The organism is Stenotrophomonas sp. PFBMAA-4, assembly GCF_030053215.1.
Taxonomy (GTDB): Bacteria; Pseudomonadota; Gammaproteobacteria; order Xanthomonadales; family Xanthomonadaceae; genus Stenotrophomonas.
Map to the genome: position 1 here is coordinate 29,848 of NZ_JASGBW010000016.1, position 23,962 is coordinate 53,809.

22 protein-coding genes are annotated in these 23,962 nt (G+C 67.7%); 11 read left to right on the forward strand and 11 right to left on the reverse strand.

Annotation, left to right across the window (positions count from 1 at the left end):
* Nucleotides 1–80: 80 nt before the first annotated feature.
* Entirely contained in the window at nucleotides 81–1,934 is a 1,854-nt protein-coding gene (locus tag QMZ26_RS11625; protein WP_283221529.1) for an ABC transporter ATP-binding protein, read from the forward strand.
* A 94-nt stretch (nucleotides 1,935–2,028) separates the two neighbouring features.
* Nucleotides 2,029–2,808, forward strand: coding sequence for a ferredoxin--NADP reductase (locus tag QMZ26_RS11630; RefSeq protein WP_283221530.1), 780 nt, complete (start codon nucleotides 2,029–2,031; stop codon nucleotides 2,806–2,808).
* A 405-nt stretch (nucleotides 2,809–3,213) separates the two neighbouring features.
* Here the strand turns inward: QMZ26_RS11630 and QMZ26_RS11635 are convergent, their stop codons facing one another.
* On the reverse strand, nucleotides 3,214–3,693 hold the full coding sequence (locus QMZ26_RS11635) for a glutathione peroxidase (RefSeq protein WP_200732165.1): 480 nt from the start codon (nucleotides 3,691–3,693) through the stop codon (nucleotides 3,214–3,216).
* A 140-nt stretch (nucleotides 3,694–3,833) separates the two neighbouring features.
* Here QMZ26_RS11635 and QMZ26_RS11640 point away from each other — a divergent pair, with 140 nt between their 5' ends.
* On the forward strand, nucleotides 3,834–6,002 hold the full coding sequence (locus tag QMZ26_RS11640) for a M3 family metallopeptidase (RefSeq protein ID WP_079222459.1): 2,169 nt from the start codon (nucleotides 3,834–3,836) through the stop codon (nucleotides 6,000–6,002).
* 133 nt (nucleotides 6,003–6,135) lie between these two features.
* Here QMZ26_RS11640 and cfa read toward each other — a convergent pair whose 3' ends face one another.
* The 3 genes from cfa to QMZ26_RS11655 form a co-directional block, all read right to left on the reverse strand.
* A complete protein-coding gene (gene cfa / locus QMZ26_RS11645; RefSeq protein WP_079222460.1) occupies nucleotides 6,136–7,251 on the reverse strand; it encodes a cyclopropane fatty acyl phospholipid synthase in 1,116 nt (371 codons plus the stop codon).
* Between the two features lie 17 nt (nucleotides 7,252–7,268).
* Complete coding sequence (locus QMZ26_RS11650) at nucleotides 7,269–8,123, reverse strand: DUF3298 and DUF4163 domain-containing protein (protein ID WP_283221531.1); 855 nt, start codon at nucleotides 8,121–8,123, stop codon at nucleotides 7,269–7,271.
* A gap of 63 nt (nucleotides 8,124–8,186) precedes the next feature.
* Entirely contained in the window at nucleotides 8,187–8,489 is a 303-nt protein-coding gene (locus QMZ26_RS11655) for a GNAT family N-acetyltransferase (RefSeq protein ID WP_283221532.1), read from the reverse strand.
* Nucleotides 8,490–8,699: 210 nt separating this feature from the next.
* Between QMZ26_RS11655 and QMZ26_RS11660 the strand changes: the two genes are divergently transcribed.
* Complete coding sequence (locus QMZ26_RS11660) at nucleotides 8,700–8,864, forward strand: hypothetical protein (RefSeq protein WP_174208690.1); 165 nt, start codon at nucleotides 8,700–8,702, stop codon at nucleotides 8,862–8,864.
* Between the two features lie 43 nt (nucleotides 8,865–8,907).
* Here QMZ26_RS11660 and QMZ26_RS11665 read toward each other — a convergent pair whose 3' ends face one another.
* Both QMZ26_RS11665 and QMZ26_RS11670 read right to left on the reverse strand, forming a co-directional pair.
* The gene (locus QMZ26_RS11665) at nucleotides 8,908–9,531 is read right to left on the reverse strand and encodes a rhomboid family intramembrane serine protease (RefSeq protein WP_283221533.1); all 624 of its coding nucleotides are present in this window, start codon (nucleotides 9,529–9,531) and stop codon (nucleotides 8,908–8,910) included.
* 12 nt (nucleotides 9,532–9,543) lie between these two features.
* Entirely contained in the window at nucleotides 9,544–11,109 is a 1,566-nt protein-coding gene (locus QMZ26_RS11670; RefSeq protein WP_283221534.1) for an oligopeptide:H+ symporter, read from the reverse strand.
* Between the two features lie 161 nt (nucleotides 11,110–11,270).
* Here QMZ26_RS11670 and QMZ26_RS11675 point away from each other — a divergent pair, with 161 nt between their 5' ends.
* Nucleotides 11,271–12,122 carry an endonuclease/exonuclease/phosphatase family protein gene (locus QMZ26_RS11675; protein WP_283221535.1) on the forward strand — a complete coding sequence of 284 codons (852 nt, stop codon included), beginning with the start codon at nucleotides 11,271–11,273 and terminating at the stop codon, nucleotides 12,120–12,122.
* Nucleotides 12,123–12,306: 184 nt separating this feature from the next.
* Here QMZ26_RS11675 and QMZ26_RS11680 read toward each other — a convergent pair whose 3' ends face one another.
* Nucleotides 12,307–12,918 carry a superoxide dismutase gene (locus tag QMZ26_RS11680; protein WP_283221536.1) on the reverse strand — a complete coding sequence of 204 codons (612 nt, stop codon included), beginning with the start codon at nucleotides 12,916–12,918 and terminating at the stop codon, nucleotides 12,307–12,309.
* Between the two features lie 222 nt (nucleotides 12,919–13,140).
* Here QMZ26_RS11680 and QMZ26_RS11685 point away from each other — a divergent pair, with 222 nt between their 5' ends.
* Entirely contained in the window at nucleotides 13,141–13,602 is a 462-nt protein-coding gene (locus QMZ26_RS11685) for a ribonuclease domain-containing protein (RefSeq protein WP_283221537.1), read from the forward strand.
* Nucleotides 13,599–14,012 carry a barstar family protein gene (locus tag QMZ26_RS11690; protein WP_079222467.1) on the forward strand — a complete coding sequence of 138 codons (414 nt, stop codon included), beginning with the start codon at nucleotides 13,599–13,601 and terminating at the stop codon, nucleotides 14,010–14,012. Before QMZ26_RS11685 ends, QMZ26_RS11690 begins: the two co-directional genes overlap by 4 nt.
* Before the next feature lie 61 nt (nucleotides 14,013–14,073).
* On the opposite strand, the gene QMZ26_RS11695 is transcribed toward QMZ26_RS11690, so the two are convergent.
* Nucleotides 14,074–15,837, reverse strand: a complete 1,764-nt coding sequence (locus QMZ26_RS11695; protein WP_283221538.1) for a hypothetical protein — start codon at nucleotides 15,835–15,837, stop codon at nucleotides 14,074–14,076.
* 10 nt (nucleotides 15,838–15,847) lie between these two features.
* On the reverse strand, nucleotides 15,848–16,447 hold the full coding sequence (locus QMZ26_RS11700) for an NfuA family Fe-S biogenesis protein (protein ID WP_079222469.1): 600 nt from the start codon (nucleotides 16,445–16,447) through the stop codon (nucleotides 15,848–15,850).
* Between the two features lie 90 nt (nucleotides 16,448–16,537).
* On the opposite strand from QMZ26_RS11700, the gene QMZ26_RS11705 reads away from it, so the two are divergent.
* The 3 genes from QMZ26_RS11705 to zupT all read left to right on the forward strand — a co-directional run bounded on the left by QMZ26_RS11705 (nucleotide 16,538) and on the right by zupT (nucleotide 18,208).
* Nucleotides 16,538–16,888 (forward strand): 4a-hydroxytetrahydrobiopterin dehydratase, encoded by a 351-nt coding sequence (locus tag QMZ26_RS11705; protein ID WP_079222470.1) that lies wholly within the window; start codon nucleotides 16,538–16,540, stop codon nucleotides 16,886–16,888.
* Complete coding sequence (locus QMZ26_RS11710; protein ID WP_079222471.1) at nucleotides 16,885–17,301, forward strand: energy transducer TonB; 417 nt, start codon at nucleotides 16,885–16,887, stop codon at nucleotides 17,299–17,301. Before QMZ26_RS11705 ends, QMZ26_RS11710 begins: the two co-directional genes overlap by 4 nt.
* 97 nt (nucleotides 17,302–17,398) lie before the next feature.
* Nucleotides 17,399–18,208 (forward strand): zinc transporter ZupT, encoded by an 810-nt coding sequence (gene zupT / locus QMZ26_RS11715; protein WP_283221539.1) that lies wholly within the window; start codon nucleotides 17,399–17,401, stop codon nucleotides 18,206–18,208.
* A 98-nt stretch (nucleotides 18,209–18,306) separates the two neighbouring features.
* Here zupT and QMZ26_RS11720 read toward each other — a convergent pair whose 3' ends face one another.
* The gene (locus tag QMZ26_RS11720) at nucleotides 18,307–19,281 is read right to left on the reverse strand and encodes an RluA family pseudouridine synthase (protein WP_283221540.1); all 975 of its coding nucleotides are present in this window, start codon (nucleotides 19,279–19,281) and stop codon (nucleotides 18,307–18,309) included.
* A 407-nt stretch (nucleotides 19,282–19,688) separates the two neighbouring features.
* On the opposite strand from QMZ26_RS11720, the gene QMZ26_RS11725 reads away from it, so the two are divergent.
* The gene (locus tag QMZ26_RS11725) at nucleotides 19,689–22,907 is read left to right on the forward strand and encodes an Rne/Rng family ribonuclease (RefSeq protein ID WP_283221541.1); all 3,219 of its coding nucleotides are present in this window, start codon (nucleotides 19,689–19,691) and stop codon (nucleotides 22,905–22,907) included.
* A 164-nt stretch (nucleotides 22,908–23,071) separates the two neighbouring features.
* On the opposite strand, the gene QMZ26_RS11730 is transcribed toward QMZ26_RS11725, so the two are convergent.
* A complete protein-coding gene (locus tag QMZ26_RS11730; protein ID WP_283221542.1) occupies nucleotides 23,072–23,962 on the reverse strand; it encodes an endonuclease/exonuclease/phosphatase family protein in 891 nt (296 codons plus the stop codon).

Consider the following 23,962-nt stretch of genomic DNA (forward strand, 5'->3'; position numbering starts at 1 on the left):
ATGGAGGACGGGGTCAGAGCCCTTTGCGCTGCAAAGGGATCTAACCCCATCTGCACGCCGCACGCGCGCACAATGGCGCCATGCCTGCTGCCCCCGAGAAGAAACCGAGCCTGCGCCAGCGCTTCAAGGCGATGCGCAACCTGCCGCCCTTCCTGCGCCAGGTGTGGCAGACCAGCCCCGCGTTGACCCTGACCAGCCTCGGCCTGCGCCTGATCCGCGCGTTGCTGCCGGTGGCGATGCTGTACGTGGGCAAGCTCATCATCGATACCGCGCTGCACCTGAGCCAGCACGACGCCGGCTTCCCGCCGCTGGGCGAAGCGCTGTCCAGCGGCGTGCTCAATCCGCTGCTGGGCCTGCTGGCGCTGGAATTCGGCCTGGCCATCGCCTCGGACCTGCTCGGCCGGCTGGTCAGCTATGCCGATGCACTGCTGTCGGAACTGTTCGCCAACGCCACCAGCGTGCGCCTGATGGAACACGCCGCCACCCTGGACCTGGAGGATTTCGAAGATCCCGACCTGCAGGACAAGCTGGACCGCGCGCGGCGGCAGACCATGGGCCGGATGAACCTGATGAGCCAGTTGTTCGGCCAGGTGCAGGATGCGATCACCGTGGCCAGCCTGGCGGTCGGCCTGCTGGTCTATGCACCGTGGCTGATCCTGCTGCTGGCCCTGGCGCTGGTGCCGGCCTTCATCGGCGAATCGCATTTCAACGCGGCCGGCTACAGCCTCAACTTCCTGTGGACGCCCGAGCGGCGCCAGCTGGACTACCTGCGCCAGCTCGGCGCCAGCGTGGAAACAGCCAAGGAAGTGAAGATCTTCAACCTGCACCGCTTCCTGGTGGATCGCTACCGGCGGCTGTCGGCGGCGCTGTTCCTGGCCAACCGGGCGCTGGCGCGGCGGCGCGCGTTCTGGGGCACGGTGCTGGCCGCGCTGGGCACGCTGGGTTACTACACCGCCTATGCCTACATCGCCTGGCGCACGGTGCGCGGTGATTTCTCGATCGGCGACCTGACCTTCCTCGCCGGCAGCTTCCTGCGCCTGCGCCAGCTGCTGGAAGGCCTGCTGATCGGCTTCTCGCAGGTGGCCAGCCAGGCGCTGTACCTGGACGACCTGTATTCGTTCTTCCAGATCGAACCGGAAATCCATTCGCGCGAGGGCGCGGTGGCCGTACCGCGGCCGATCCGCGAGGGTTTCGTGTTCGAGAACGTGGGCTTCCGCTACCCGGATGCCGAGCAATGGGCGGTGCGCCATTTCGATTTCCAGCTGCACGCCGGTGAAGTGCTGGCCCTGGTGGGCGAGAACGGCGCGGGCAAGACCACCCTGGTCAAGCTGCTGGCACGCCTGTACGAACCGGACGAAGGCCGCATCCTGCTCGATGGCCGCGACCTGCGCGACTACGACCTGGACGACCTGCGCGCCAACCTGGGCGTGATCTTCCAGGACTTCGTCCGCTACAACCTGACCGCTGGCGAGAACATCGGCGTCGGCCAGGTGGAGGCGATGGCCGACCAGGCGCGCATCGCCGATGCCGCACGCCGGGGCATGGCCGAAGAAGTGATCGATGCCCTGCCTGGTGGCTACGGGCAGCTGATCGGCCGCCGCTTCAAGCAGGGCGTGGACCTGTCCGGCGGGCAGTGGCAGAAGATCGCCATCGCCCGCGCCTGGATGCGCGACGCGCAGGTGATGATCCTCGACGAACCGACTGCCGCACTCGATGCACGCGCCGAATTCGAGGTGTTCCAGCGCTTCCGCGAACTGGCCGACAAGCGCACCGCGGTGCTGATCTCGCACCGTTTCTCCTCGGTACGCATGGCCGACCGCATCCTGGTGCTGGCCGAGGGCCGGCTGGAAGCCAGCGGTACCCACGACGAACTGATGGCCCAGGGCGGGCGTTACGCCGAGCTGTTCGAACTGCAGGCCGCCGGCTACCGCTGAACGGCCCTGAGAACGCCTCTCGTTCCGGATAATGAGAACCCCTCTCATTTGAGGTAGAATGGCGGGGACGAATCCATTGCCTGAATGTGCCCCCATGTCTTCCGCTTTCGGCGCCGAAACGGTGCTTGAGGTCCGCCACTGGACCGATGCCTACTTCAGCTTCACCCTCACCCGCGACAGCGGTTTCCGTTTCGAGAACGGCCAGTTCGTGATGATCGGCCTGGAAACCGAGGCGCGGCCGCTGCTGCGCGCGTATTCCATCGCCAGCGCCAACTGGGAAGAGCACCTGGAGTTCTTCAGCATCAAGGTGCAGGACGGCCCGCTGACCTCGCGCCTGCAGCACATCAAGCCGGGTGACAAGGTGCTGGTCGGCAAGAAGCCCACCGGCACCCTGCTGATCAGCGACCTGCACCCGGGCAAGAACCTGTACCTGCTGGGTACCGGCACCGGCATGGCACCGTGGCTGTCGGTCATCAAGGACCCGGAAACCTACGAGCGCTTCGAGAAGGTGATCCTCTGCCACGGCGTGCGCTACGAAAAGGACCTGGCCTACCGCGATTACTTCGAGAAGGAACTGCGCGAGCACGAGTTCCTCGGCGAGATGATCGGCGAAAAACTGCTGTACTACCCGGCCGTCACCCGTGAGCCGTTCGCCAACCAGGGCCGCCTCACCCAGCTGATGGAAAGCGGCGAGATGCAGCGCACCCTCGGCCTGCCCGAACTGAGCCCGGAAAACGACCGCGCGATGATCTGCGGCAGCCCGCAGATGCTGGCCGACCTGCGCACCGTGCTCGATGCGCGTGGCTTCCAGGTGTCGCCGCGTATCGGCCAGCCGGGCCACTACGTGTTCGAACGCGCCTTCGTCGAAAAGTAAGCCGCCGCGGTAGCGCCGGGCCATGCCCGGCGGATGAGTCAGTAGAGCCGAGCCAACGCTCGGCTTGCGCGCGCAGCGCGCCTGCATCGTTCGCCAAACAGCAGCCGAGCATGGGCTCGGCTCTACAGGAGCGCTTCATCGGTAGTGCCGGGCCCCGCGCCTCGGTAGAGCCGAGCCGACGCTCGGCTTGCGCGCGCAGCGCGCCTGCATCGCTCGCCGAACAACAGCCGAGCATGGGCTCGGCTCTACAGGAGCGCTTCATCGGTAGTGCCGGGCCCCGCGCCTCGGTAGAGCCGAGCCGACCCTCGGCTTGCGCGCGCAGCGCGCCTGCATCGTTCGCCAAACAGCAGCCGAGCATGGGCTCGGCTCTACAGGTAGCGCCGGGCCATGCCCGACGGATGACGGTCAGAGCAGCGCTTCGATCGCGCTGCGCAGCTGCTCCGGTGCGGTGGTCGGCGCGTAGCGCGCCACCACCTGCCCCTGCCGGTCGAGCAGGAACTTGCTGAAATTCCACTTGATGCGGGCGATGCCGAGCAGGCCACGCTTCTCGTGCGACAGCCACGTCCACAGCGGGTCGGCACCCTCGCCGTTGACCTCGATCTTCTGCGACAGCGGGAAGCTGACCGGATAGTCCAGCGAACAGAACTGGCGGATCTGCGCCGCGTCACCCGGCTCCTGCCCACCGAACTGGTTGCAGGGGAAGCCGATCACCACCAGGCCACGGTCGCGGTACGCCTGCCACAGCTGCTCCAGGCCGGTGTACTGCGGGGTGAAGCCGCAGCGGCTGGCGACGTTGACCAGCAGCATCGGGCGGCCCTGGTACTGCGCCAGCGCCTGCGCCTGGCCGTCCAGGTCCACGAAACCGAAGTCGAAGGCGTTGGGCATGGCGTACGGTCCGGGTGGGGTGTCCCATGGTAATCGCAGGCCGTGCCGGTTGGCGCTGCCGGGCATGCCTTTTGACACAAGTGGCGCCCACCCCGGGCGGGTTACCCTCGGGCACTTGTTTGCCTTACCGGAGTACCGCCTTGACCACCCGCCTTGCCCTTGCCGTGGCCATGACCCTCGGCCTTGCCCTGCCCGCCTATTCGGCCAGCGCCGCCACCCCGGCCGCTGCTGCCAACGCCCAGCAGGCCAACCCGTTCTTCGCCGAAAGCCCGCTGCCGCTGCACTTCCCGCAGTTCGACAAGATCAAGGACAGCGACTTCGCCCCGGCCTTCGACGCCGGCATGGCGCAGCAGCTGAAGGAAGTGGAGGCAATCGCCAACACCAAGGCCAAGCCGACCTTCGACAACACCATCATCGCCCTGGAAAAGAGCGGCGACGTGCTGGACCGCGCGACCACCGTGTTCTTCAGCCTGGTCGGCGCCGACACCAACGATGCGCGCAAGAAGCTGCAGGCCGACTACTCGGCGAAGTTCGCCGCGCACAGCGATGCGATCGCGCTGAACGGCAAGCTGTTCGCCCGCATCCAGGCGCTGTATGACACCCGCAACCAGCTGGGCCTGGACGCCGAAGGCGTGCGCCTGGTCGAGAAGTACTACGACAACTACGTGCGCGCCGGCGCCAAGCTGTCCGAGGCCGACAAGGCCACGCTGAAGGGCATGAACGCCGAGCTGGCCAACCTGGGCACGAAGTTCAGCCAGAACGTGCAGTCGGAAGTGAACGCTTCGGCGATCACCGTCGATGACGTCAAGCAGCTCGACGGCCTGTCCCAGGAACAGATCGCCGCCGCCGCCGAAGCCGCCAAGGCCCGTGGCCTGGACGGCAAGTACGTGATCACCCTGCTCAACACCACCGGCCAGCCGCCGCTGACCAACCTGGCCAACCGCGCGCTGCGCCAGAAGATCTACGAAGCCTCGATCACCCGCGGCAGCCGCGGCGGTGAGTTCGACAACACCGCGCTGGTCTCGCGCATCATGCAGCTGCGCGCCGACAAGGCCAAGCTGATGGGCTTTGCGAACTTCGCCGCCTACAACCTGACCAACCAGACCGCCAAGACCCCCGAAGCGGTCAACGCGATGCTGGGCAAGCTGGCCCCGGCCGCCGTGGCCAACGCCAAGCGCGAAGCCGCCGACCTGCAGGCGATGATCGACAAGGAACAGAAGGCCGCCGGCAAGAAGACCTTCGCCCTTGAGCCGTGGGACTGGGCCTTCTACAGCGAGAAGGTGCGCCAGGCCAAGTACAACTTCGACGAATCCCAGCTCAAGCCGTACTTCGAAATGAAGAACGTGCTGGAGAACGGCGTGTTCTTCGCCGCCAACCAGGAATTCGGCCTGACCTTCAAGCAGCGCACCGACCTGCCGGTCTACCACGACGACGTCACCGTCTATGACGTGTTCGATGCCGACGGCAGCCAGCTGGCGATCTTCATCTTCGACCCGTACGCGCGTGCATCCAAGCGCGGTGGCGCCTGGATGAACTCCTACGTCTCGCAGTCCAAGCTGACCGGCTTCAAGCCGGTGGTCGCCAACCACCTGAACATCCCCAAGCCGCCGGCCGGCCAGCCGACCCTGCTGACCTGGGATGAGGTGAGCACCACCTTCCACGAGTTCGGCCACGCCCTGCACGGCATGTTCTCCAACGTGAAGTACCCGTACTTCTCGGGCACCGCCGTGCCGCGCGACTTCGTCGAGTTCCCCTCGCAGGTCAACGAAATGTGGGCCGACAACCCGGCCATCCTGAAGAACTACGCCAAGCACTACCAGAACGGCTCGGCGATGCCGCAGGCGCTGCTGGACAAGGTGCTGGCCGCGGCCAAGTTCAACCAGGGCTTCGCCACCACCGAGTACCTGGGTGCAGCGATGCTGGACCAGAACTGGCACCAGCTGGCAGCCGACAAGGTGCCGGCGGCCAAGGATGTGATGGCCTTCGAGCGCGCCGCGCTGGAGAAGGACGGCATCTACTACGCGCCGGTTCCGCCGCGCTACCGGACCCCGTACTTCAGCCACATCATGGGCGGCTATTCGGCCGGCTACTACGCCTACATCTGGTCGGAAGTGCTGGACGCCAACACCCAGAAGTGGTTCAAGGACAACGGTGGCCTGAGCCGCAAGAACGGCGACCACTTCCGCGCCACCCTGCTGTCCAAGGGCGGCAGCGTGGATGCCATGCAGCTGTTCCGCGATTTCGCCGGCCACGAGCCGCAGATCGAACCGCTGCTGGAAAAGCGTGGCCTGACCGGCGCCGGCAACTGATCGCCCGCGCAGTCGCGTGAAACGAAAACCGCCCGGGAGACCGGGCGGTTTTTTTTAGGGCCATCCACGCATGGCGTGGATCTACTGCACCGCGCAACAGTAGATCCACGCCATGCGTGGATGTTTGTTCCGATCAACGCGGCGCCACGTACCCGCCGCGCACGCCTTCCGGCGACAGCACCAGCTGCCACAGCTGCGCATGCCGGCAGCGGAAGGTGGCCATCGACCCGGCCAGGTAGAACCGCCACATGCGGCGGAAATGCTCGTCGTAGCGCGCATCCAGCTGCGGCCACGCCGCTTCCACGTTGCGCCGCCAGGCCTGCAGGGTCAGGTCGTAGTCGGTGCCGAAGTTGTGCCAGTCCTCCAGCACGAAGCGCCCCTCGAAGGCCCGGGTGATCTGCACCGCCGAAGGCAGCATCGAATTGGGAAAAATGTAGCGGGCGATCCATGGGTCGGTGCGGTGCCGCGACACATTCGTGCCGATGCTGTGCAGCAGCAGCAACCCACGGGGTGACAGGCAGCGCCGGGCCACCTCGAAGAAGCTGTCGTAGTTCTTGTCACCCACGTGCTCGAACATGCCGATGGAAAACACCGCATCGAACGGCTCGTCCAGTTCGCGGTAATCCTGCAGGCGGATCTCGATCGGCAGGCCAGCGCACAGCTCGCGCGCGTAGGCCGCCTGCTCCTGCGAAATGGTCACGCCCACGCCACTGACGCCATGGCGCTCGGCGGCAAACTTCAACGCCTCGCCCCAGCCACAGCCGATGTCGAGCACGCGCTGGCCCGGCCGCAGGCCCAGCTTGCGGCAGACCAGGTCGAGCTTGGCCTCCTGCGCGGCATCCAGGTCGGCGGCATTGCGCCAGTAGCCACAGCTGTAGACCATGCGCCTGCCCAGCATGGCCCGGTACAGGTCGTTGCCAAGGTCGTAATGGCGGCGGCCGACTTCATAGCTGCCCTGCCCGGCCTGCAGGTTGAACAGCCGCGCCTTCAGTGCATCGGCCACCTCGCGCCAGCCATGCACGCGTTCGTCCAGGTGCGCCATCATCAGGTGGACCAGGAAGTCATCCAGGACGTTGGCATCCCACCAGCCGTCCATGTAGCTCTCGCCCAGGCCGAGCGAGCCGTGGCCCATGACCCGCGCGAAGAAGCGCGGGTCATGCACCTGGATATCCTGTGGCTGGGTGCCGCCGATGCGGACCCCGGCTTCCTGGAGCAGGTCGGCAACCCGCTCCTGCAACCCTGTATCCACGCGTCCTCCGTCTGCGGTTACCCGCGTGCGAACAGCGCCACGTAATCCTTGGCCACGTGCGGCAGCAGCACTGCGGCCGGCACATCGGCCGTCTGCGTGCCATCCGAATACGGGCCCACCTGGTAGGGCGGGAACACGAAACGCAGCGCCGTGATCTGGCCCTTGTCGTCGGTCAGCGGCTGGAACTGGCTGAAGTTCTCGGCCTGCGGGCCGGTGCCCTCGGCAATCATCCGCGAGGCGTTGCGCAGCGATTCCTGCAGGTCCGCCGGCTCCATGTCCTCACCGCTGAGGCGGGTGGCCACGCGCTCGCGCAGCTGGTCGGCAACGAAATCGCTGATCGCCTTCCAGCCCTTGTCATCGGCCACCAGCGTGCTGGCGCTCAGCATCTGCTGCTGCTGCGGCAGCCACACGAAGCGCGCCACCAGCGGCTCGCCGTGGGCGCCACCGGTATAGCGGCTGCCATCGGCACTGACCACCACCAGCTGCGGGGTCTCCAGCACCTTCTCGAAGCTCAGCGACAGCTCGTAGGGCATGGTCGGCTTGTCGTTGCCCAGGCCGTCCAGCGCCTGCTGCAGATCGCCGCGGGCGGAGGTGGCGTATTCCTGCAGCGCGCGCGCCAGGCCCGGGTAGCGGTCGATGCCGGCCGGGTAGCTGATGCCGACGACTTCGCGTTCGTTGTTCTCCACCACATCGCGCAGATCCAGCGGTGCTTCAGTGGCAAGCGCGGGCTCGGTCGCGGTGGCTTCTGCCGCCGGCGCCGCCTCGGGGGCCGGAACCGCCTCTTCGCCACGCTGGCAACCGGCCAGCAGCAGCACGCCCATTGCGCCGGCCAGCGCGCTCGCACGCAGTGGCCGGTTGTTTCCAGTCTTCATCAGGATCCCCTGTTCATGTTCGTACATCATCGCCTGTGATGGCTGAAGCGTGGCCCGCTGCATTCAGCCTACCAGCAGGTCGTGAAACTCCTCGTGGCGCTGCAGGAAGGCCTCGGCGTAGGCGCAGGCCGGCACCACCTTGTACCTGTGCTCGCGGGCGAAGCGCAGCGCGACGCGGGTCAGCTCACCGGCGATGCCGCGGCCGGCGATCGGCTCGGGCACCTCGGTGTGGGTGATGACCATGCGCCTGCGCTTGATCTGGTAGTCCAGCAGCGCCCGCTGTCCACGCACATGGGCGATGAAACGGTGGTTGGCCTGGTCGTGCTCGACCTCGTAGGCCAGACCGGGGGGCGTGACCGAAGCCATGGGACTGTCTCCTGCGACGACTGCGCGCATGGTGCGCAGCGGGGCGCCATGACCGCGTGAAGCCTGAACAGGGGCAGGTCTGGACGGTTTGCGTCATATCCCGCCCTCAAGCTGCAGCAATGGCGGCCGCTAACCCCTCTGGAGGGATACGGCCCGATTGGCACGCCCCTTGCGAATGTTGCCCCTGTGTCATGCCTTTGGAGGCCCGCCATGCACCCCAGCGATTCCCACACCGACACCGACCACGCCCTGCTGGAGGGCCTGCTGCAGCTGGCAGTGGAAGGTCAGACCGACGACCAGGATTTCCAGCGGATCGGCGAGGAAGTGTTCTCGCGCCTGCTCGACACCTACGGCCAGCAGACCCGGGCGGCCTGAGCCGCCACGCGGGCCGGATCCTGATGGATCCGACCCGTACCCCTCAGCGGCCGAACCCGAAGGTCGGGTTCGACAGCTGGGCCAGGAAGTGGCTGAAGATGGCCGGCTGCATGGCCAGCATGAAGATCACGCCGAAGGCGGCACCGGCCAGGTGCGCGCTGTGGTTGATGCGGTCACCGCCACGCTTGTCCATCCAGATGCTGTAGCCGACGTAGAACACGGCATAGATGATGGCCGGCGCCGGAATGAAGAACACCAGGATGATCGTCCACGGGCTGAGCAGGATGAAGGCGAACAGCACCGCTGACACCGCCCCCGACGCACCCAGGCTCAGGTAGTTCGGGTTCCTCTGGTTCTTCAGGTAGCTGGGCAGGATCGAGACCAGCAGCGCGCCCAGGTAGAACGCCGGGTAGGTCAGCCAGCTGCCGGTCAACGCCAGCATCACCTTCTCGATCTGCCCGCCGAAGAAGAACAGCGTGATCATGTTGAAGATCAGGTGCGACCAGTCGGCGTGGATGAAGCCGTAGGTGATCAGGCGGTCGTACTGGCGGTGGCGATCCACCGCCGGCGGCCACAGGATCAGGCGGTCGGCCAGCTTGCGGTTGTTGAACGCCATCCACGACAGGACGGCGGTGATGGCGATCAACAGCAGGTTGACGGGGGTCATGTCAGCTCAGGCTCAGGCAGTGCGGTAGTTGTCGACCATACGATAGCGTTTTGCATACCAACCGAAGGCCAACGCCGCAACGAACGCGAACCCGGCGAAGAAGAACATCAGGAACGCCGCCTCGCTGAGGCCGGTCCCGGCGATCTTCTCGGTCACCGTGTGGTTGCGCACCGCTGCATTGGACAGCAGCACCCACAGGTTGCCGATGGTGGTGGTCAGGTTCCAGAAGCTCATCACCACGCCCTTCATGGCCTGCGGCGCCTGGCTGTAGGCGAACTCCAGGCCGGTGGCCGAGACCAGCACCTCGCCGAAGGTCAGCAGCGCATACGGCAGTATCTGCCAGAAGATGGACATGGCGTTGCCGCCGTCCATCACCACCTGGATGCCGCCCACCACGATCCAGGCCAGGCCGCTGAAGGCGATGCCGGCGGTCATCCGGCGCAGCGCGGTCGGCTCGAAGCCGAAGCGGCGCAGGGCCGGGTACAGCACCAGGTTGTTGAACGGGATCAGGATCATCACCAGCAGCGGGTTCAGTGCCTGCATCTGCGAGGCGGTGAACCAGCTCGGCATCTGCATCTGCTGGCCCTGCAGCACCCAGGTCGAGGCCTTCTGGTCGAACAGCGAGAAGAACGGCGTGGTCAGCGCGAAGATGACCAGCACGCGCAGCACCGAGCGCACGCCTTCCACGGCCTCGGCCGGGTGCTGGGCACGGGCGCGGTCCAGCTGCATCCAGGTGCCGCCGCCGATGCCGGCCAGGATCAGCACCAGCGCGATGCACAGGCAGATGACAATGCCCAGGCTGCCGACCAGCCCCAGCGACGCGACGGCCAGGACCACGCCGGCCACGGCGATGGCCAGGCCCGGACGGCCCTGCCCGGCCACGTGCGTGGTCAGCGCGGTGCGCACCACGTTGGCGAACGAATGCGGATCCTTCGGCGGCAGCGGCACCAGCACGTAGCGCTTGCGGCCCAGCCAGAACACGAAGGTGGCGATGAACATCAGGATGCCCGGGATGCCGAACGCCCACTGCGGGCCCCAGTTCTTCAGCACCAGCGGGATCAGCAGCGAGGCGAACAGCGAGCCGAAGTTGATGATCCAGTAGAAGGCATCGAAGACGAACTTGGCCAGGTGCTTGTTGCTCTGGTCGAACTGGTCACCCATGAACGAGGCCACCAGCGGCTTGATGCCACCGGCGCCCAGCGCGATCAGGCCCAGGCCGAGGAAGAAGCCCTCGCGGCTGTTCTCGAACAGCGCAAGGCAGAGGTGGCCGGCGCAGTAGACCAGGCTGAACCAGAGGATGGTGTGGTACTTGCCGAAGAACCTGTCGGCCAGCCAGCCACCGAGCAGCGGGAAGAAATACACGCCGATCATGAAGCTGTGCATGATGTCCTTGGCTTCACCGGCGCGGCCTTCTGCAGTGATTTCCTGCAGCAGCAGCGAGGTGATCAGGAACTGCACCAGGATGTTGCGCATCCCGTAGAAGCTGAACCGTTCGCAGGCCTCGTTGCCGATGATGTAGGGGATCTGGCGCGGCATCTTTCCCTGGCCGGCGATGGGGGCGACTGCGTCGTGGCTCATCCTGTAAGGCATTCCTGCAAAGCGAAAGCCGCAAGTTTACGGAAGGCGTGCCTGCTAAGCACGCTGCAGGGCTGCATGACAGCGCCGCCGATCCATGGCAGGCCGCCGCGACCCTGCCGGAAGTCACGGCACATGCACGGCAAAAGCGTAAACTTATCGTTATGCGCCGCCTTCCCCCTGCCCGCCTCCTGCTCGGTTGCTTCGTGCTTCTGCTGGCCGTGCCCGCGTGGGCGCGACCACAGGCCACGCCGCTGGCCGGCGGTGCGGGCGACGAGGTCCGCCAGCTGACCGTGGCCGCACTGGAACTGCCCAGCCGCGATGACGCGCTGTGGAAGCAGCGCCGCGAGCAGGTGCTGCAGCTGCTGGCCGAACTGCAGCCGGATGTGATCTCGGTGCAGCAGGTACTGCAGCAGCAGGGCCGCAACCCCGCCTGCTGGCTGGCCAGCCGGCTGCGCTACAGCTGCGATTTCGTCACCGCCGACCCGCCCAGCCAGCCCCTGCGCCATGGCAACGCCATGCTGACCCGCCTGCCGGTGAGCGAGGACGGGGTAACCCTGCTGCATCCGCCGGGCACCTTCAGTGCGGCCGGCATGATGCGCGTGCGGCTGGGCGATGCCCAGCTCAACGTCTACGTGGCCCGCCTGCGCCCGGACCCGGACGAGGCCACGGCGCGCCAGCACCAGACCAGTGACCTGATGACCTGGATCGGCGCCACCGCCGAGGGCATGCCGAGCCTGATCGCCGGTGATTTCGCTGCCGGCACCAGCGAACTGGTACGCAGCACGCCCGGCTTCCAGCCGGCCCGGCGCAACCCCGGCGGCAAGCCGGAAGCCCCGGCCGCCAGCGGCGGCGGCGCCAGCGGCCACGGCCTGGACGTGCTGTTCCAGGTCAAGCATTTCGGCGGCATCCGCCAGCAACCGATCCTGCTGCCCGCCGACGGCGACCTGCCCGGCCTGCGGCTGGGGGTGGTGGCCACGCTGCGGCTGCAGGGCGTGCCGGCTACAACCGAATGAACGCACCGCTGCGCTCGCCGGGCATGGCCCGGCGCTACCCCCGTTTCAAGCGCCGCGTCACCCCGTTTCCGGCCCCGCGCCCCTCATTTCAGGTAGCGCCGGGCCATGCCCGGCGGATGCGGTCGCACGAAAACAAAAAGGCCGGGGTTTCCCCCGGCCTCTTCGTTTCATGCCGTTACGGCAATCAGGCGATCGCTTCCTGGTAACGGCGCTCGACTTCGTTCCAGTCGATGACGTTGAAGAACGCGCCGATGTATTCCGGGCGACGGTTCTGGTACTTCAGGTAGTACGCGTGTTCCCACACGTCCAGGCCCAGGATCGGCGTGTTGCCTTCCATCAGCGGGCTGTCCTGGTTGCCGGTGCTTTCCACCACGACCTTCTTGTCCGGGGTCACGCTCAGCCAGGCCCAGCCGCTGCCGAAGCGGGTCAGTGCGGCCTTGGTGAAGGCGTCCTTGAACTTGTCGAAACCGCCCAGGTCCTTGTCGATGGCCTTGGCCACGTCGCCGACCGGGTTGCCGCCAGCGTTGGGAGCCATCACGGTCCAGAACAGCGAGTGGTTGGCGTGGCCACCACCGTTGTTGCGCACCGGACCCTGCAGGTTCGCCGGCAGCGACTTCAGCTTCTTCACCAGCTCTTCGACCGGCAGGTCAGCGTACTCGGTGCCTTCCAGCGCCGCGTTGACGTTGTTGATGTAGGTCTGGTGATGCTTGGTGTGATGGATTTCCATCGTTGCCGCATCGATGTTCGGTTCCAGCGCGTCGTAGGCGTAGGACAGCTTGGGCAGGGTGTAGGCCATGATGCATCTCCTGATAGCGAGGGCACCCGACGGCGTCGTCGGGCGGTGCGCGTTGAATGATGGGGACAGACCGCCAGATTACCAAGGGGGATGTAAAGGAAATTGCGTCCTGCAGGTGATTGCACTGGCAATTGTTACGCAGCGGTGACGCATCGGCCTATCCTCATGCACGGTGCAGCGCGCAGGCGCTACAGTGCACGCATTCCCTTCGCCCGCCCGCCCATGCGCAACCCCCGGCTGTTGATCACCGCCATCGCCCTGCTGCTGCTCGGCCTGGTCGCCAACCATTTCCTGCAGCGGCCACCTGCACCGCAGTTCGCACCGGACCTGCAGGGCGCGGCCAACCGCAGCGCACCGGCTGCGCATGGCAGCGGCGGCGTCCGCAACGACGGCCTGCCCGGCTTCCTGCCGGCCGAGGCGCGCCAGACCATCGCTCTCATCCAGCGCGGCGGGCCCTACCCGCACCGCCAGGACGGCACCACCTTCGGCAACCGCGAACAGCGCCTGCCGCAGCGGCCGCGCGGCTACTACCGCGAGTACACGGTCGACACCCCCGGCGCCTCCAACCGCGGCGCGCGCCGCATCATCACCGGCGGCGATCCGCCGCAGGCGTGGTACTACACCGACGATCACTACGATTCGTTCCGCAGCTTCACCGTACCGGCCCCGGGAGAACGCCCATGAGCCACGACGATTTCGGCCTCGGCCTGCATGACATCAACAACGCCGGCGTCTACGCCATCGACACCGGCGACATCAGCGACCTGGCGGCGGCCATGCGCGATGCTTCGCTGAAGGTGATCCGCATCGACCTGCACGGCGTGGCCGACAAGCGCACCCTGCTGGCGCGGCTGGCCGCACAGCTCGATTTCCCGGCTGGCTTCGGCGGCAACTGGGATGCACTGGCCGACAACCTGCGCGACCTGCAGTGGCTGCCCGCACCGGGCTATGCACTGTTCCTGGCCGACGTGGATGCGCTGCGCGCAGGCGCGGCGAAGGATTTCGACACGCTGCTGGATGTGATGGACGAAGCCAGCCGCGACTGGGTCGGGCGTGACGTGCCGTTCTGGGTATTCCTCTCGCAGAGCGAGTGAGCGGTAGCGCCGGGCCACGCCCGGCGAGCGCGCAGCGCGGCATGCGGCGTACAGTCCGCCGTTACCGGCTGCCGTTGTCTTCCTGGAGTTCTTTCTTGAACGGGATGTCCGGTGGCGGCCTTGCCACCGCCGGCTGGTCCTGCATGTTCGGGTCGGTCAGGCCGCAGCCACCACCGGCCTGCAGGATCGAGATCACGCAGGAGATCTTCGTGCTGGTACCCGGCAACGGGATCTCCATCGCCTTGACGCCCTTGCGCACCCATTCGGCCAGCAGCGATTCCTGCGGCACCCAGTACTTGTCGAACGAGGTGGGCGTGTAGTCGTACGGCGGCCGCTTCAGCCATCGGCCCGACTCGGCGATGCGCTCTTTGGTCCAGCCATCGTTGGCCCCACCCGGGGCACCACGCTCGGCCTCACCCTTGCCTTCCCCGCCCGGCACCTTGACGCTGCCATCGGCATTGAACAGTCCCTGCCCCGCACCCTGCGTGCTGGCCTGCGCTGCACCGCTGCGCGCGCCGCCACGGTTTCGGTCCGAGGCACCCCAATCGTCGCCCTTTGCCGGCGTTGCCCAGTTGCCCGGGTCCGGCGCAGGTCGCGCACCGGCCTGCGCGGGGGTCGCCGAACTGGCGGCCGGTCGCGCCGATGCCGTAGTGGATTGGCGGGCCGCACTGCCGGCCGGGGCCGGCGCCGGTGCATTGCTGGCGCCACTGGAGGGCGACGGCGCAGCGACCGGCGCGTTGGCCACGCTGCGTTCGCGCACCTGCACCTCACGACCGGTCGGCGCACGCACGCTGGGTTCGCGGCCAGGCACGGCCGCCATGCGCACCTGCGGGTCGACCACCGCCTGCACTTCGCGCTCGCGCACCTGCACCTCGCGCTGCTGCGGCAGGCGTACCTGCACGTCGGCGCTGCGCACCGGCTGCGGCGCCACGGGAGCTTCCAGCGTGGCGACCTCCCGCTCCTGCACCTGCACCTCGCGGACCGCCGGGGCAGGCACGGCCAGCGGCACCTGCCGCACCTGCATCGGTACGGTTGGCGCCTGCACGGTCTGCACGCTGCGCTCGCGCACGGCGGGCGTGGTGTCACGCGGCACGATGTTCACTTCGGTGCGCGGCACGCTGACCGGTGGCACCACGAAATCGGTGGTGGCCTCGGCCACTTCGGTGGCCTGCACCGGTGTCGGCGGGGGCGAAGCCTGCGGCGCGGGTTCGCTCTGCACCGGCGGTGGCGGGGTCACTGCGGCGCTGGCGGCCACGGCCGGGGCGGCGGCGGCAGGCGCGGCCGGCTGCGGACGTGGCGCACTGGCCTCGCCCGCCGGCTGGCCACTGGCCACCGCACCGGCTTCGGCAGCGGCCGCCGCCTCGGCGCCGGGCTGGTCGCCGCCGCCTTCCTGCGCACCACGGCCGACAAATTCAATCTGCACGCGCTCACCTTCGGCACCGGCATCCTCCGGCGCGCGGGTGCGGATCACAGCCACCCACAGCAGCAACAGGAAGAACAGCAGGTGCAGCAGCGCACTGGCCACGGCCGAGGTCCAGCGCATCCAGCGCTGGTCGCGCGGGGCCGGCTCCCAGTCCTGCCACAGCAGGCGCCGCGCAGCGCCCCATGGGCCCAGAGGCGGCAGCACCCCGGGACGACCGGGCAGCGGTCGTGGCAGCAGCACCGCGATCACATCGCCGGCGTGGAACGGCCGCGCGATCGGTTTCAGCGAGCGCAGCCAGATCGCCCAGCCATAGGGCAGGCGCGTGCGTTTTTCGAGGATGAGGGGGTGCTGCTGGCGTGCCAGCAGCAGATCGATGAGTTGCTCGGCTCTGGGCAGAGGCACGCGTTGGCGATCAGGCGGCGTTGCCGCGGGGGATGTACGGCGCGTGGCCGCTGTCATGGTCGGTCGCATCGCGCACGGCGGTGACGCCCGGCACGCGGCCCATCAGGGTCTTCTCGATGCCCTGCTTGAGCGTCACGTCGGCCATGCCACAGCCCTGGCAGCCGCCGCCGAAGCGCAGCAGCACCACGCCATCGGCCGAGACTTCCTGCACCGCGACCTTGCCGCCATGCGACGCCAGCTGCGGGTTGACTTCGTTTTCCACGACCCAGTGCACGCGCTCGACCAGCGAGGCGGCTTCACCGGGCGCTTCGCCCTTGATGCGCGGGGCCTTGATGGTCAGCTGCTGGGTGCCGGCGTTGCCCGGGACGATGTCGATCTCGGCACCGTCGAGCCAGCCCACGCTCAGTGCGTCGACGTAGAGGGTGAAGCCATCGCAGTCCACCGCCCACTCGTCACCGAGCAGGTCGCTGGGTTCGGCGAACTCCAGTCGGGCGTCTGCGCGCGGGGTGCCGGGGTCGACGGCGCTCAGGCGCACGCCCATGCCGGGCACGCCCTCGCGTTCGATCAGCTTGCGGAAGTGGGTCTGGGCAGTGTCGGAGATCTGGATCATCAGGCTATTCTAGCCAAGTCAGCGCCGGTCGCTCATACGGTTTATACACCGCCCGGCGCATTGTTCAGTCAACACGAGGTGGAGGAACCCATGTCCGACCTGATTCCGCTGGCGCAGGCGCGTTGCGTGCCGCGCAAGGGCAGCGATCACAAGCTGGGCGAGGCCCGCCTGGCCGAACTGCTGCCGCAGGTGCCGGGCTGGGAACTGGCCGAGGCCGGCCAGGCGCTGGTGCGCACGTTCCGCTTCAAGGATTACTACGCCACCATGGCCTTCGTGAACGCGCTGGCCTGGATCGCCCACCACGAGGACCACCACCCGGACCTGGGCGTGCATTACGACCGCGCCGTCGTGCGCTACTCCACCCATGACGTGGGCGGGCTGAGCGAAAACGACTTCATCTGCGCAGCCAAGACCTCGGCCCTGACGGAGCACGTGAAATGAATGTTCGACTGCTGAGCCTGTCCCTGCTCGCTGCCACCGGCCTGGCCGGCTGTGGCTCGTCCGAGCCGCCGGCGCCGCCGGCCGCCCCGCCCACCGAGGTGGCGGCAGTGAAAACCCCGCCGCCGCAGTACCCCATGGAACTGGCCTGCACCGGCGTGGGCGGCACCAGCACCTTCAAGGTCACCATCGGCACTGATGGCCGTCCCAGCGAGGTCCTGCTGCTGACCGGCGCCGGCAACGCGCAGCTGGACGACCTGGCCAGGACCGCCGTGCAGGCCTGGGAGTTCAAGGCCGCCACCCGCAACGGCCAGGCCGTGCCCGCCACCATCCAGGTGCCGGTCAGCTTCAACCCGCCGCAGCCGAAGCCGGACCAGTGCTTCGCCATCGAAGAGCGGATGCGCCGCGGCGGCTGAAAGCCGGCGTAGCGACGAGGCCAGCCGACGCCCGCCTCGCCCCCGCCGCCCCGGCCTGCCCGGGGCGGTTGCTGAATGACCAGGAACGCGTCGGTAAATGCTGCAGATCTCCCCGCAAAACTTCTGGATCGCGCTTGCGGTCACCCTTGCTGCCGGCCTGGCGACAGCCGTCGGCAGCCTGCTGGTGCTGTTCTCGCGCCGGCCCAGCCCCCGCCTGCTGGCGTTCGGCCTGGCCTTTGCCGGCGGCGCGATGGTGTATGTCTCGCTGTCGGAAATCCTGAACAAGTCCATCGCATCGTTCGCACTGGCCTATGGCGAGCGCAGCGGTTTCACCTACGGCACCATCGCCTTCCTGCTGGGCGTGCTGGCCATCGTGGCGATCGATCACCTGATCCCGAACCCGCACGAGACGCTGGATTCGAAGGAACCGGCGTTCCTCGACAACAACAAGGCCTACATCAAGCGCGTCGGCCTGCTGACCGCCGTGGCGATCACCGCACACAACTTTCCCGAGGGCCTGGCGACCTTCTTCGCGACCGTGGAAAGCCCGTCAGTGGGCATGCCGCTGGCCTTCGCCATCGCCATCCACAACATTCCCGAGGGCATCGCGATCGCGGTGCCGGTGTACTTCGCCACGCAGAGCAAGCTGCATGCCTTCCTGGCCAGCCTGCTGTCGGGCCTGGCCGAGCCGGTGGGCGCGGTGCTCGGCTACTTCCTGCTGAAGGGCTCGCTGTCGCACGCCACGTTCGGCTGGGTGTTCGGGCTGATTGCCGGCGTGATGGTGTTCCTGGCGCTGGATGAGCTGCTGCCTGCAGCCAAGCGCTATGCCAAGGGCCACGAGACGGTGTACGGGCTCGTGGCGGGCATGGGCACGCTGGCGATCAGCCTGGTGTTGTTCAAATGGTGATCGGTCCCGAAAGGCACATCCACGCGTGGCGTGGATCTACCAACCCCAGGTAGCGCCAGGCCATGCCTGGCGGCAATGACCGGCGCCCGGCGCCATCGTCAGCGCAGGCGATCCAGCGCTTCGACCAACTCATCGGCCAGCGGCGCGTTCAGCACGTACGGGGTCTTGCCCGCGTCCAGCGCAAACTCCAGCGAGGCCGCGTGCAGGAACAGGCGCTTCAGCCCGATCTGCTCACGAAGCCGCTTGTTGACTGCCGGATCGCCGTATTTGTCGTCACCGGCCACCGGATGACCCAGATGCTGGGCATGCACGCGGATCTGGTGGGTACGGCCGGTTTCGATGCGCACTTCGCAGTACGAATGACCGCCCCGGCGCTCCAGCACCCGGAAGTGGCTGATCGATTCCTTGCCGATCGCGTTGACCTGTACATGGCGCTCGCCGCCCTGGCGCAGGCCGACGTGCAGGGGTGCATCGACGGTCATCACGCCGTCCGGCATGCGTCCGGCCAGCAGGGTCAGGTAGCGCTTGCGGATGCCAGCACCGTGGTCTTCACGCAGCAGGGCCTGCAGTTCGCTCAGCGCCGAGCGCTTCTTGGCCACGATCAGCAGACCCGAGGTGTCGCGATCCAACCGGTGGACCAGCTCCAGGGTCTGCCCCGGGCGCAGGGCACGCAGGGTCTCGATGGCGCCGAAGCTGATGCCGCTGCCGCCGTGGCTGGCCACGCCGGTCGGCTTGTTCAGGGCCAGCAGGCGCGCATCCTCGAAGACAATGGCCTGCTCCAGGCGGCGCATGAAGGACTCGGGCGGACCGGCCTTGTCTCCTTCTTCAGTGAGACGAACCGGCGGCACACGCACCTCGTCGCCGGCCTCCAGCTTGCGCTCGGCCTTGGCACGGCCGCCGTTCACGCGGACCTGGCCGCTGCGCACCAGCTTGTAGACCAGGCTGCGCGGGGCGCCCTTGAGCTGGCCCAGCAGGAAATTGTCCAGGCGCTGCCCGGCACGGTCCTCGGGAACGGTGATCATGCGCACGGAAGGCTTGTCGCCGGCTGGCTTGGTGGGGTCTGAGGCAGTCATCTGGCTGTTTATTCTGTTACACTCGGGGGGCGAGATAAGGGATTGATTTTGTTGGAAGTTACTCAGGGCCAGAAGCCCAGCTTCCGACGAATCCGGCACAGTGCGCGACCACCGCCCGCGGGGCGGCCATGTTAGCGGCTCGCCGGCCTTCCCGGCCATCGCCGGATGCCTGACACGCAACCGTGCTGAACATGTCCCGCGCGGCGCTCCAGCCTGGCTGACAGCTGCCGCCGGCCCTGCAACACCCCAAAACCAGAAAAGTGAAGCGCTCCCGCGGCCTGCCGTGGTGTCGTAGCGCTGGAAACCCAAGCCGCCCTCCCCGCGCATGCGCGAATGGGCGGCGAACCGTGTCCAGAGGCGAAACCCCATGGCGTTCCGCGCGGTAGCCGCTTGCGAGGAACGCAACAATGAAGCGAATGCTGATCAACGCCACGCAGGCTGAAGAGCTGCGTGTTGCCATCGTCGATGGCCAGTCGTTGTATGACATCGATATCGAGCAGCCGGCGAAGGAACAGAAGAAGTCCAACATCTACAAGGGCCGGATCTTCCGCATCGAGCCCTCGCTGGAAGCGGCCTTCGTCGAATACGGTGGTGGCCGCCATGGCTTCCTGCCGCTGAAGGAAATTTCCCGCGACTACTTCCAGGCCGGTGTCGACCACAACAAGGCCGGCATCCGCGAGCTGCTGAAGGAAGGCCAGGAAATCGTCGTCCAGGTGGACAAGGAAGAGCGTGGCAACAAGGGCGCCGCCCTGACCACGTTCATCTCGCTGGCCGGCCGTTACATGGTGCTGATGCCGAACTCGCCGAGCGCGGGCGGTGTCTCCCGTCGCATCGAAGGCGAAGACCGGGCTGCCCTGAAGGACGCCCTGGACAAGCTGAACATCCCCGACGACATGGGCGTGATCATCCGCACCGCTGGCGTCGGCCGCGATGCCGAAGAGCTGCAGTGGGATCTGGATTACCTGCTGAACGTCTGGCGCGCGATCGCCGAGGCGGCCCTGAGCAAGCCGGCCCCGTTCCTGATCTACCAGGAATCGCGCCTGATCGTGCGCGCCCTGCGTGACTACCTGCGCGCCGACATCGGCGAGATCCTGGTGGACACCGAGGAAATGTACGAGCACGCCAGGGAGTTCATGCAGCAGGTGATGCCGCAGACCCTGCGCAAGCTCAAGCACTACAAGGACGACATCCCGCTGTTCAACCGCTTCCAGATCGAATCGCAGATCGAAGGCGCCTACGAGCGCAACGTGCGCCTGCCGTCGGGCGGCTCGATCGTGGTCGACCAGACCGAAGCGCTGACCGCCGTCGACGTCAACTCCTCTCGCGCCACCAAGGGCAGCGACATCGAGGACACCGCCTTCCAGACCAACCTGGAAGCGGCCGAGGAAGTGGCCCGCCAGCTGCGCCTGCGCGACCTGGGCGGCCTGGTGGTCATCGATTTCATCGACATGGCCTCCAACAAGCACCAGCGTGAGGTCGAGAACCGCCTGGCCAACGCGCTGAAGTACGACCGCGCGCGCGTCCAGGTCGGCCGCATCTCGCGCTTCGGCCTGCTGGAAATGAGCCGCCAGCGCCTGCGCCCGAGCCTGGGTGAATCCAGCCAGATCGTCTGCCCGCGCTGCGACGGCCACGGCCGCATGCGCAGCGTCGAGTCGCTGTCGCTGTCGATCATCCGCGTCGCCGAAGAGCATGCGATGAAGGAGAACACCGGGCAGGTGCTGGTCCAGGCCCCGGTGGAGATCGCCAATTACCTGCTGAACGAGAAGCGCAGCGCCCTGCGCGAGATCGAGAAGCGCCACGAGGCGCCGATCGTGATCGTCGCCGACGAGCAGCTGCACACCCCGCATTACACCGTGACCCGCCTGCGCGAGAACGAGCTGGGTGAAGAGAGCAACAAGCCGAGCTACCAGCGTGGCACCCCGCGCAAGCTGCCGGTGCACGCGCTGACCAAGGGCCAGCTGAACATTCCGCCGCCGGCGGTGACCCAGGTCAAGCACACCGCACCGGCCCCGGTGCGCGCCGAAGCCGAACCGGTGGCTGCTCCGGCGCCGGCACCGGTTGCCGCTGCCCCGGCACCGGCCGCCAGTGGCGGCGTGGTCGGCTGGCTGAAGCGCATCTTTGGTGGCGAGCCGGCTCCGGCCCCCGCGCCGGCCCCGGCAGCCCGCCAGCCGCAGCAGGATGGCGGCCGCAAGGACCGCAACAAGGATCGCAACAAGGACCGCAAGGACCGTCGCGACGACAGCCGTGGCAATGGCGGCAACGCCAATGCCCAGCAGCAGAAGGACGGCGGCAACCGCAAGGACCGCGGCGAGCAGCGCAAGGACGGCCGCCAAGGCGGCAACAACAACGGCAACGCCCAGCAGCAGGGCAAGCAGAAGGATGGCCAGCAGCAGCCGCAGCAGCAGAAGCCGCCGCGCAACGAGCAGCAGGGCCAGAACCCGCAGCAGCAGCCGAAGCTGAAGCAGCCCAAGCAGCCGCGTCCGCAGCAGGACGGCGACAAGCCGGCCGAGAAGCCGCAGCGCACCGCCGCCGAAGCACCGGTCGATACCGCAACGGCAGCGGCCGCTGTAGCCGCCACCGCCGTCGCCGCCAATGCGGTGACCGCACAGGAAGGCACTGCGCCGGTCGCACCGGTCGCACCGGCCGCCGACGTGCTGGTGGCTGATGCCGCACCGGTCGCCGATGCCGCCGCCAACGCGGGCGCTGACGCCAACGCGACGGCCGTGTCCGGCGAAGACGCAGCAACCGACACCTCGGGCGAGCAGGCAGGCGAAGGCGCGACCCGCCGCCGTCGTGGCCGTCGCGGTGGCCGTCGCCGTCGTCGCGGTGGCGCCGAGAATGCCGCCGGTACCGATGCCCTGGGCGATGACCAGGACGACGGTGACGAAGGCGATGACAACGACAACGACAGCACCGAACAGGTCACCGACCACGCTGCGGAGGCCACCCCGGTCGCTGCCGCGCAGGCGACCCGTTCGCAGCCGGAATTCGATTTCGATGATGAAGTCGAGCCGGTGGCCGTCGAAGCCGGCAAGCCGACCCGTGCGCCGGTGGCTGTCGCCGCTGCCGCCCCAGTGGTTGCCGTGAGCAGCGCCGTGGTCGACGCGGTGGCCCCGCAGGATGCTGCCGCCCAGGAATCTGCCGCCAAGGCCGAGCCGAAGCCGCAGCCGGTGCAGACCAGCATGCTGGACGAGATCGACGCCGCAACCCCGGCCCAGCCGGCAGCGCCGGTGGCCGTGGTCGCCGAGGCCAAGCCCGTTGTCGAGGAGGCCGCTGTGGTGGCCGCGCCGGCACCGGTGGCCGTCGAAGCCGCTCCGGTGGTTGAAGCCGCACCGGTCGTGGCCGAGGTCGCTCCGGTCGTTGAAGCCGCTCCGGTGGTTGAAGCAAAGCCGGTCGTCGAGGCCGCCCCGGTGGTCGAAACCGCACCGGTCGTCGAGCAGCCGGCCGCGCCGGTGGCCGTCGAAGCCGCGCCGGTTGAAGCTGCCGCACCGGTGGCCGAAGCCGTGGTGACGCCGTCCATCGACCCGGTGGCCGACGGCCATGCCGATTCGGCCAGCCAGGCCGCCGATGCCCAGGCATCGGACGAAGACGAAGAAGCCGCCAAGCGCACGCCGCCGGCGAACTGATCGTTACTTGATCGCTTGAAACGAAACGGCGGGGATCGATGATCCCCGCCGTTCTTGTTTGTGCGTCCGGCGCCGCGTTGGTGGATGCCACGTTGATTCAACGCGCGCGGACACGCCCGTGCCAACCAAGGTTGGCACCTGCCAGAGCATGAAATCCCGCGGCGTCAGCGCGCCGGGGCGAACTGCAACCGGGTCCAGACGCCGTAATGGTCCGAGGCAAAGCGGCCGCTGTCGTCGGGCTGGTCGAACAGGATCTTCGCTTCGCGCGCGACCATCCGGTCCTGCTGGAAGAAGATGTGGTCGATACGCGAGGGCGCCTGGTAATAGTGGCGGTTCAACGTGCTCACACCGGCCAGGTCGGTATTCACGTGCACGCTGCCATAGCTGTCGCCGTAATGGCTGCGCAGCTCGCTCAGGTCGCCCGCGTCCACCAGCGCGTTGAAATCACCGGCGATCACCACGGGCGCGCCCGCCGAGGTCCCGGTGATGTAGCGCAGCAGGTCTTCCACCTGGCTGCGGCGGATGCCTTGGCCACGCTCGTCGCTGCGTTCGTTCAGATGCGTGGCATAGACGTTCACCGGCTGTCCGTCCACGTCGATGCGCAGGTGGGCCACGGTGCGGTAGTCATCCAGCGGCTGCAGCAGGTGCTCGCCGTGGGCCAGGATCGGGCGGCGGGTCAGCAGCGCGTTGCCGTAGCGCTTGGGCGCCCCCACCGGATCGGTCGAAACGAACACGTACCTGTAGCCGAGCTGGCTGGCCAGCCACTGCGCCTGGTTGCGCACGTTGCGGCGCTGGATCACTTCCTGCAGCGCGATGGCATCGGGTTGCAGCCGCTTGAGCTCGGCCAGGATCGTGCGCCGACGGGTCGGCCAATCCTCGCGGTCGTGGTGCAGGTTGAAGGTCACCATGCCCATGCCGGGCGCAGTGGACACCTCGGCCGCGACCGGCGCGGCCTCTGCCGCCTGCTGCGCCGGTGCCAGCCCCGGCAGGGCCAGTGCGATCGCCAGCCCCAGGCCGCGCACTGCCACGCGCGCCCTCCCCTGCTTCAACGCCAT

Bases quoted from the DNA above. Each gene is read 5' to 3' on its own strand.
- QMZ26_RS11625 (WP_283221529.1), top strand. From the start codon at position 81: ATGCCTGCTGCCCCCGAGAAGAAACCGAGCCTGCGCCAGCGCTTCAAG.
- QMZ26_RS11630 (WP_283221530.1), top strand. From the start codon at position 2,029: ATGTCTTCCGCTTTCGGCGCCGAAACGGTGCTTGAGGTCCGCCACTGG.
- QMZ26_RS11635 (WP_200732165.1), bottom strand. From the start codon at position 3,693: ATGCCCAACGCCTTCGACTTCGGTTTCGTGGACCTGGACGGCCAGGCG.
- QMZ26_RS11650 (WP_283221531.1), bottom strand. From the start codon at position 8,123: ATGAAGACTGGAAACAACCGGCCACTGCGTGCGAGCGCGCTGGCCGGC.
- QMZ26_RS11655 (WP_283221532.1), bottom strand. From the start codon at position 8,489: ATGGCTTCGGTCACGCCCCCCGGTCTGGCCTACGAGGTCGAGCACGAC.
- QMZ26_RS11660 (WP_174208690.1), top strand. From the start codon at position 8,700: ATGCACCCCAGCGATTCCCACACCGACACCGACCACGCCCTGCTGGAG.
- QMZ26_RS11665 (WP_283221533.1), bottom strand. From the start codon at position 9,531: ATGACCCCCGTCAACCTGCTGTTGATCGCCATCACCGCCGTCCTGTCG.
- QMZ26_RS11670 (WP_283221534.1), bottom strand. From the start codon at position 11,109: ATGAGCCACGACGCAGTCGCCCCCATCGCCGGCCAGGGAAAGATGCCG.
- QMZ26_RS11675 (WP_283221535.1), top strand. From the start codon at position 11,271: ATGCGCCGCCTTCCCCCTGCCCGCCTCCTGCTCGGTTGCTTCGTGCTT.
- QMZ26_RS11680 (WP_283221536.1), bottom strand. From the start codon at position 12,918: ATGGCCTACACCCTGCCCAAGCTGTCCTACGCCTACGACGCGCTGGAA.
- QMZ26_RS11685 (WP_283221537.1), top strand. From the start codon at position 13,141: ATGCGCAACCCCCGGCTGTTGATCACCGCCATCGCCCTGCTGCTGCTC.
- QMZ26_RS11690 (WP_079222467.1), top strand. From the start codon at position 13,599: ATGAGCCACGACGATTTCGGCCTCGGCCTGCATGACATCAACAACGCC.
- QMZ26_RS11700 (WP_079222469.1), bottom strand. From the start codon at position 16,447: ATGATCCAGATCTCCGACACTGCCCAGACCCACTTCCGCAAGCTGATC.
- QMZ26_RS11705 (WP_079222470.1), top strand. From the start codon at position 16,538: ATGTCCGACCTGATTCCGCTGGCGCAGGCGCGTTGCGTGCCGCGCAAG.
- QMZ26_RS11710 (WP_079222471.1), top strand. From the start codon at position 16,885: ATGAATGTTCGACTGCTGAGCCTGTCCCTGCTCGCTGCCACCGGCCTG.
- zupT (WP_283221539.1), top strand. From the start codon at position 17,399: ATGCTGCAGATCTCCCCGCAAAACTTCTGGATCGCGCTTGCGGTCACC.
- QMZ26_RS11720 (WP_283221540.1), bottom strand. From the start codon at position 19,281: ATGACTGCCTCAGACCCCACCAAGCCAGCCGGCGACAAGCCTTCCGTG.
- QMZ26_RS11725 (WP_283221541.1), top strand. From the start codon at position 19,689: ATGAAGCGAATGCTGATCAACGCCACGCAGGCTGAAGAGCTGCGTGTT.
- QMZ26_RS11730 (WP_283221542.1), bottom strand. From the start codon at position 23,962: ATGGCGTTGAAGCAGGGGAGGGCGCGCGTGGCAGTGCGCGGCCTGGGG.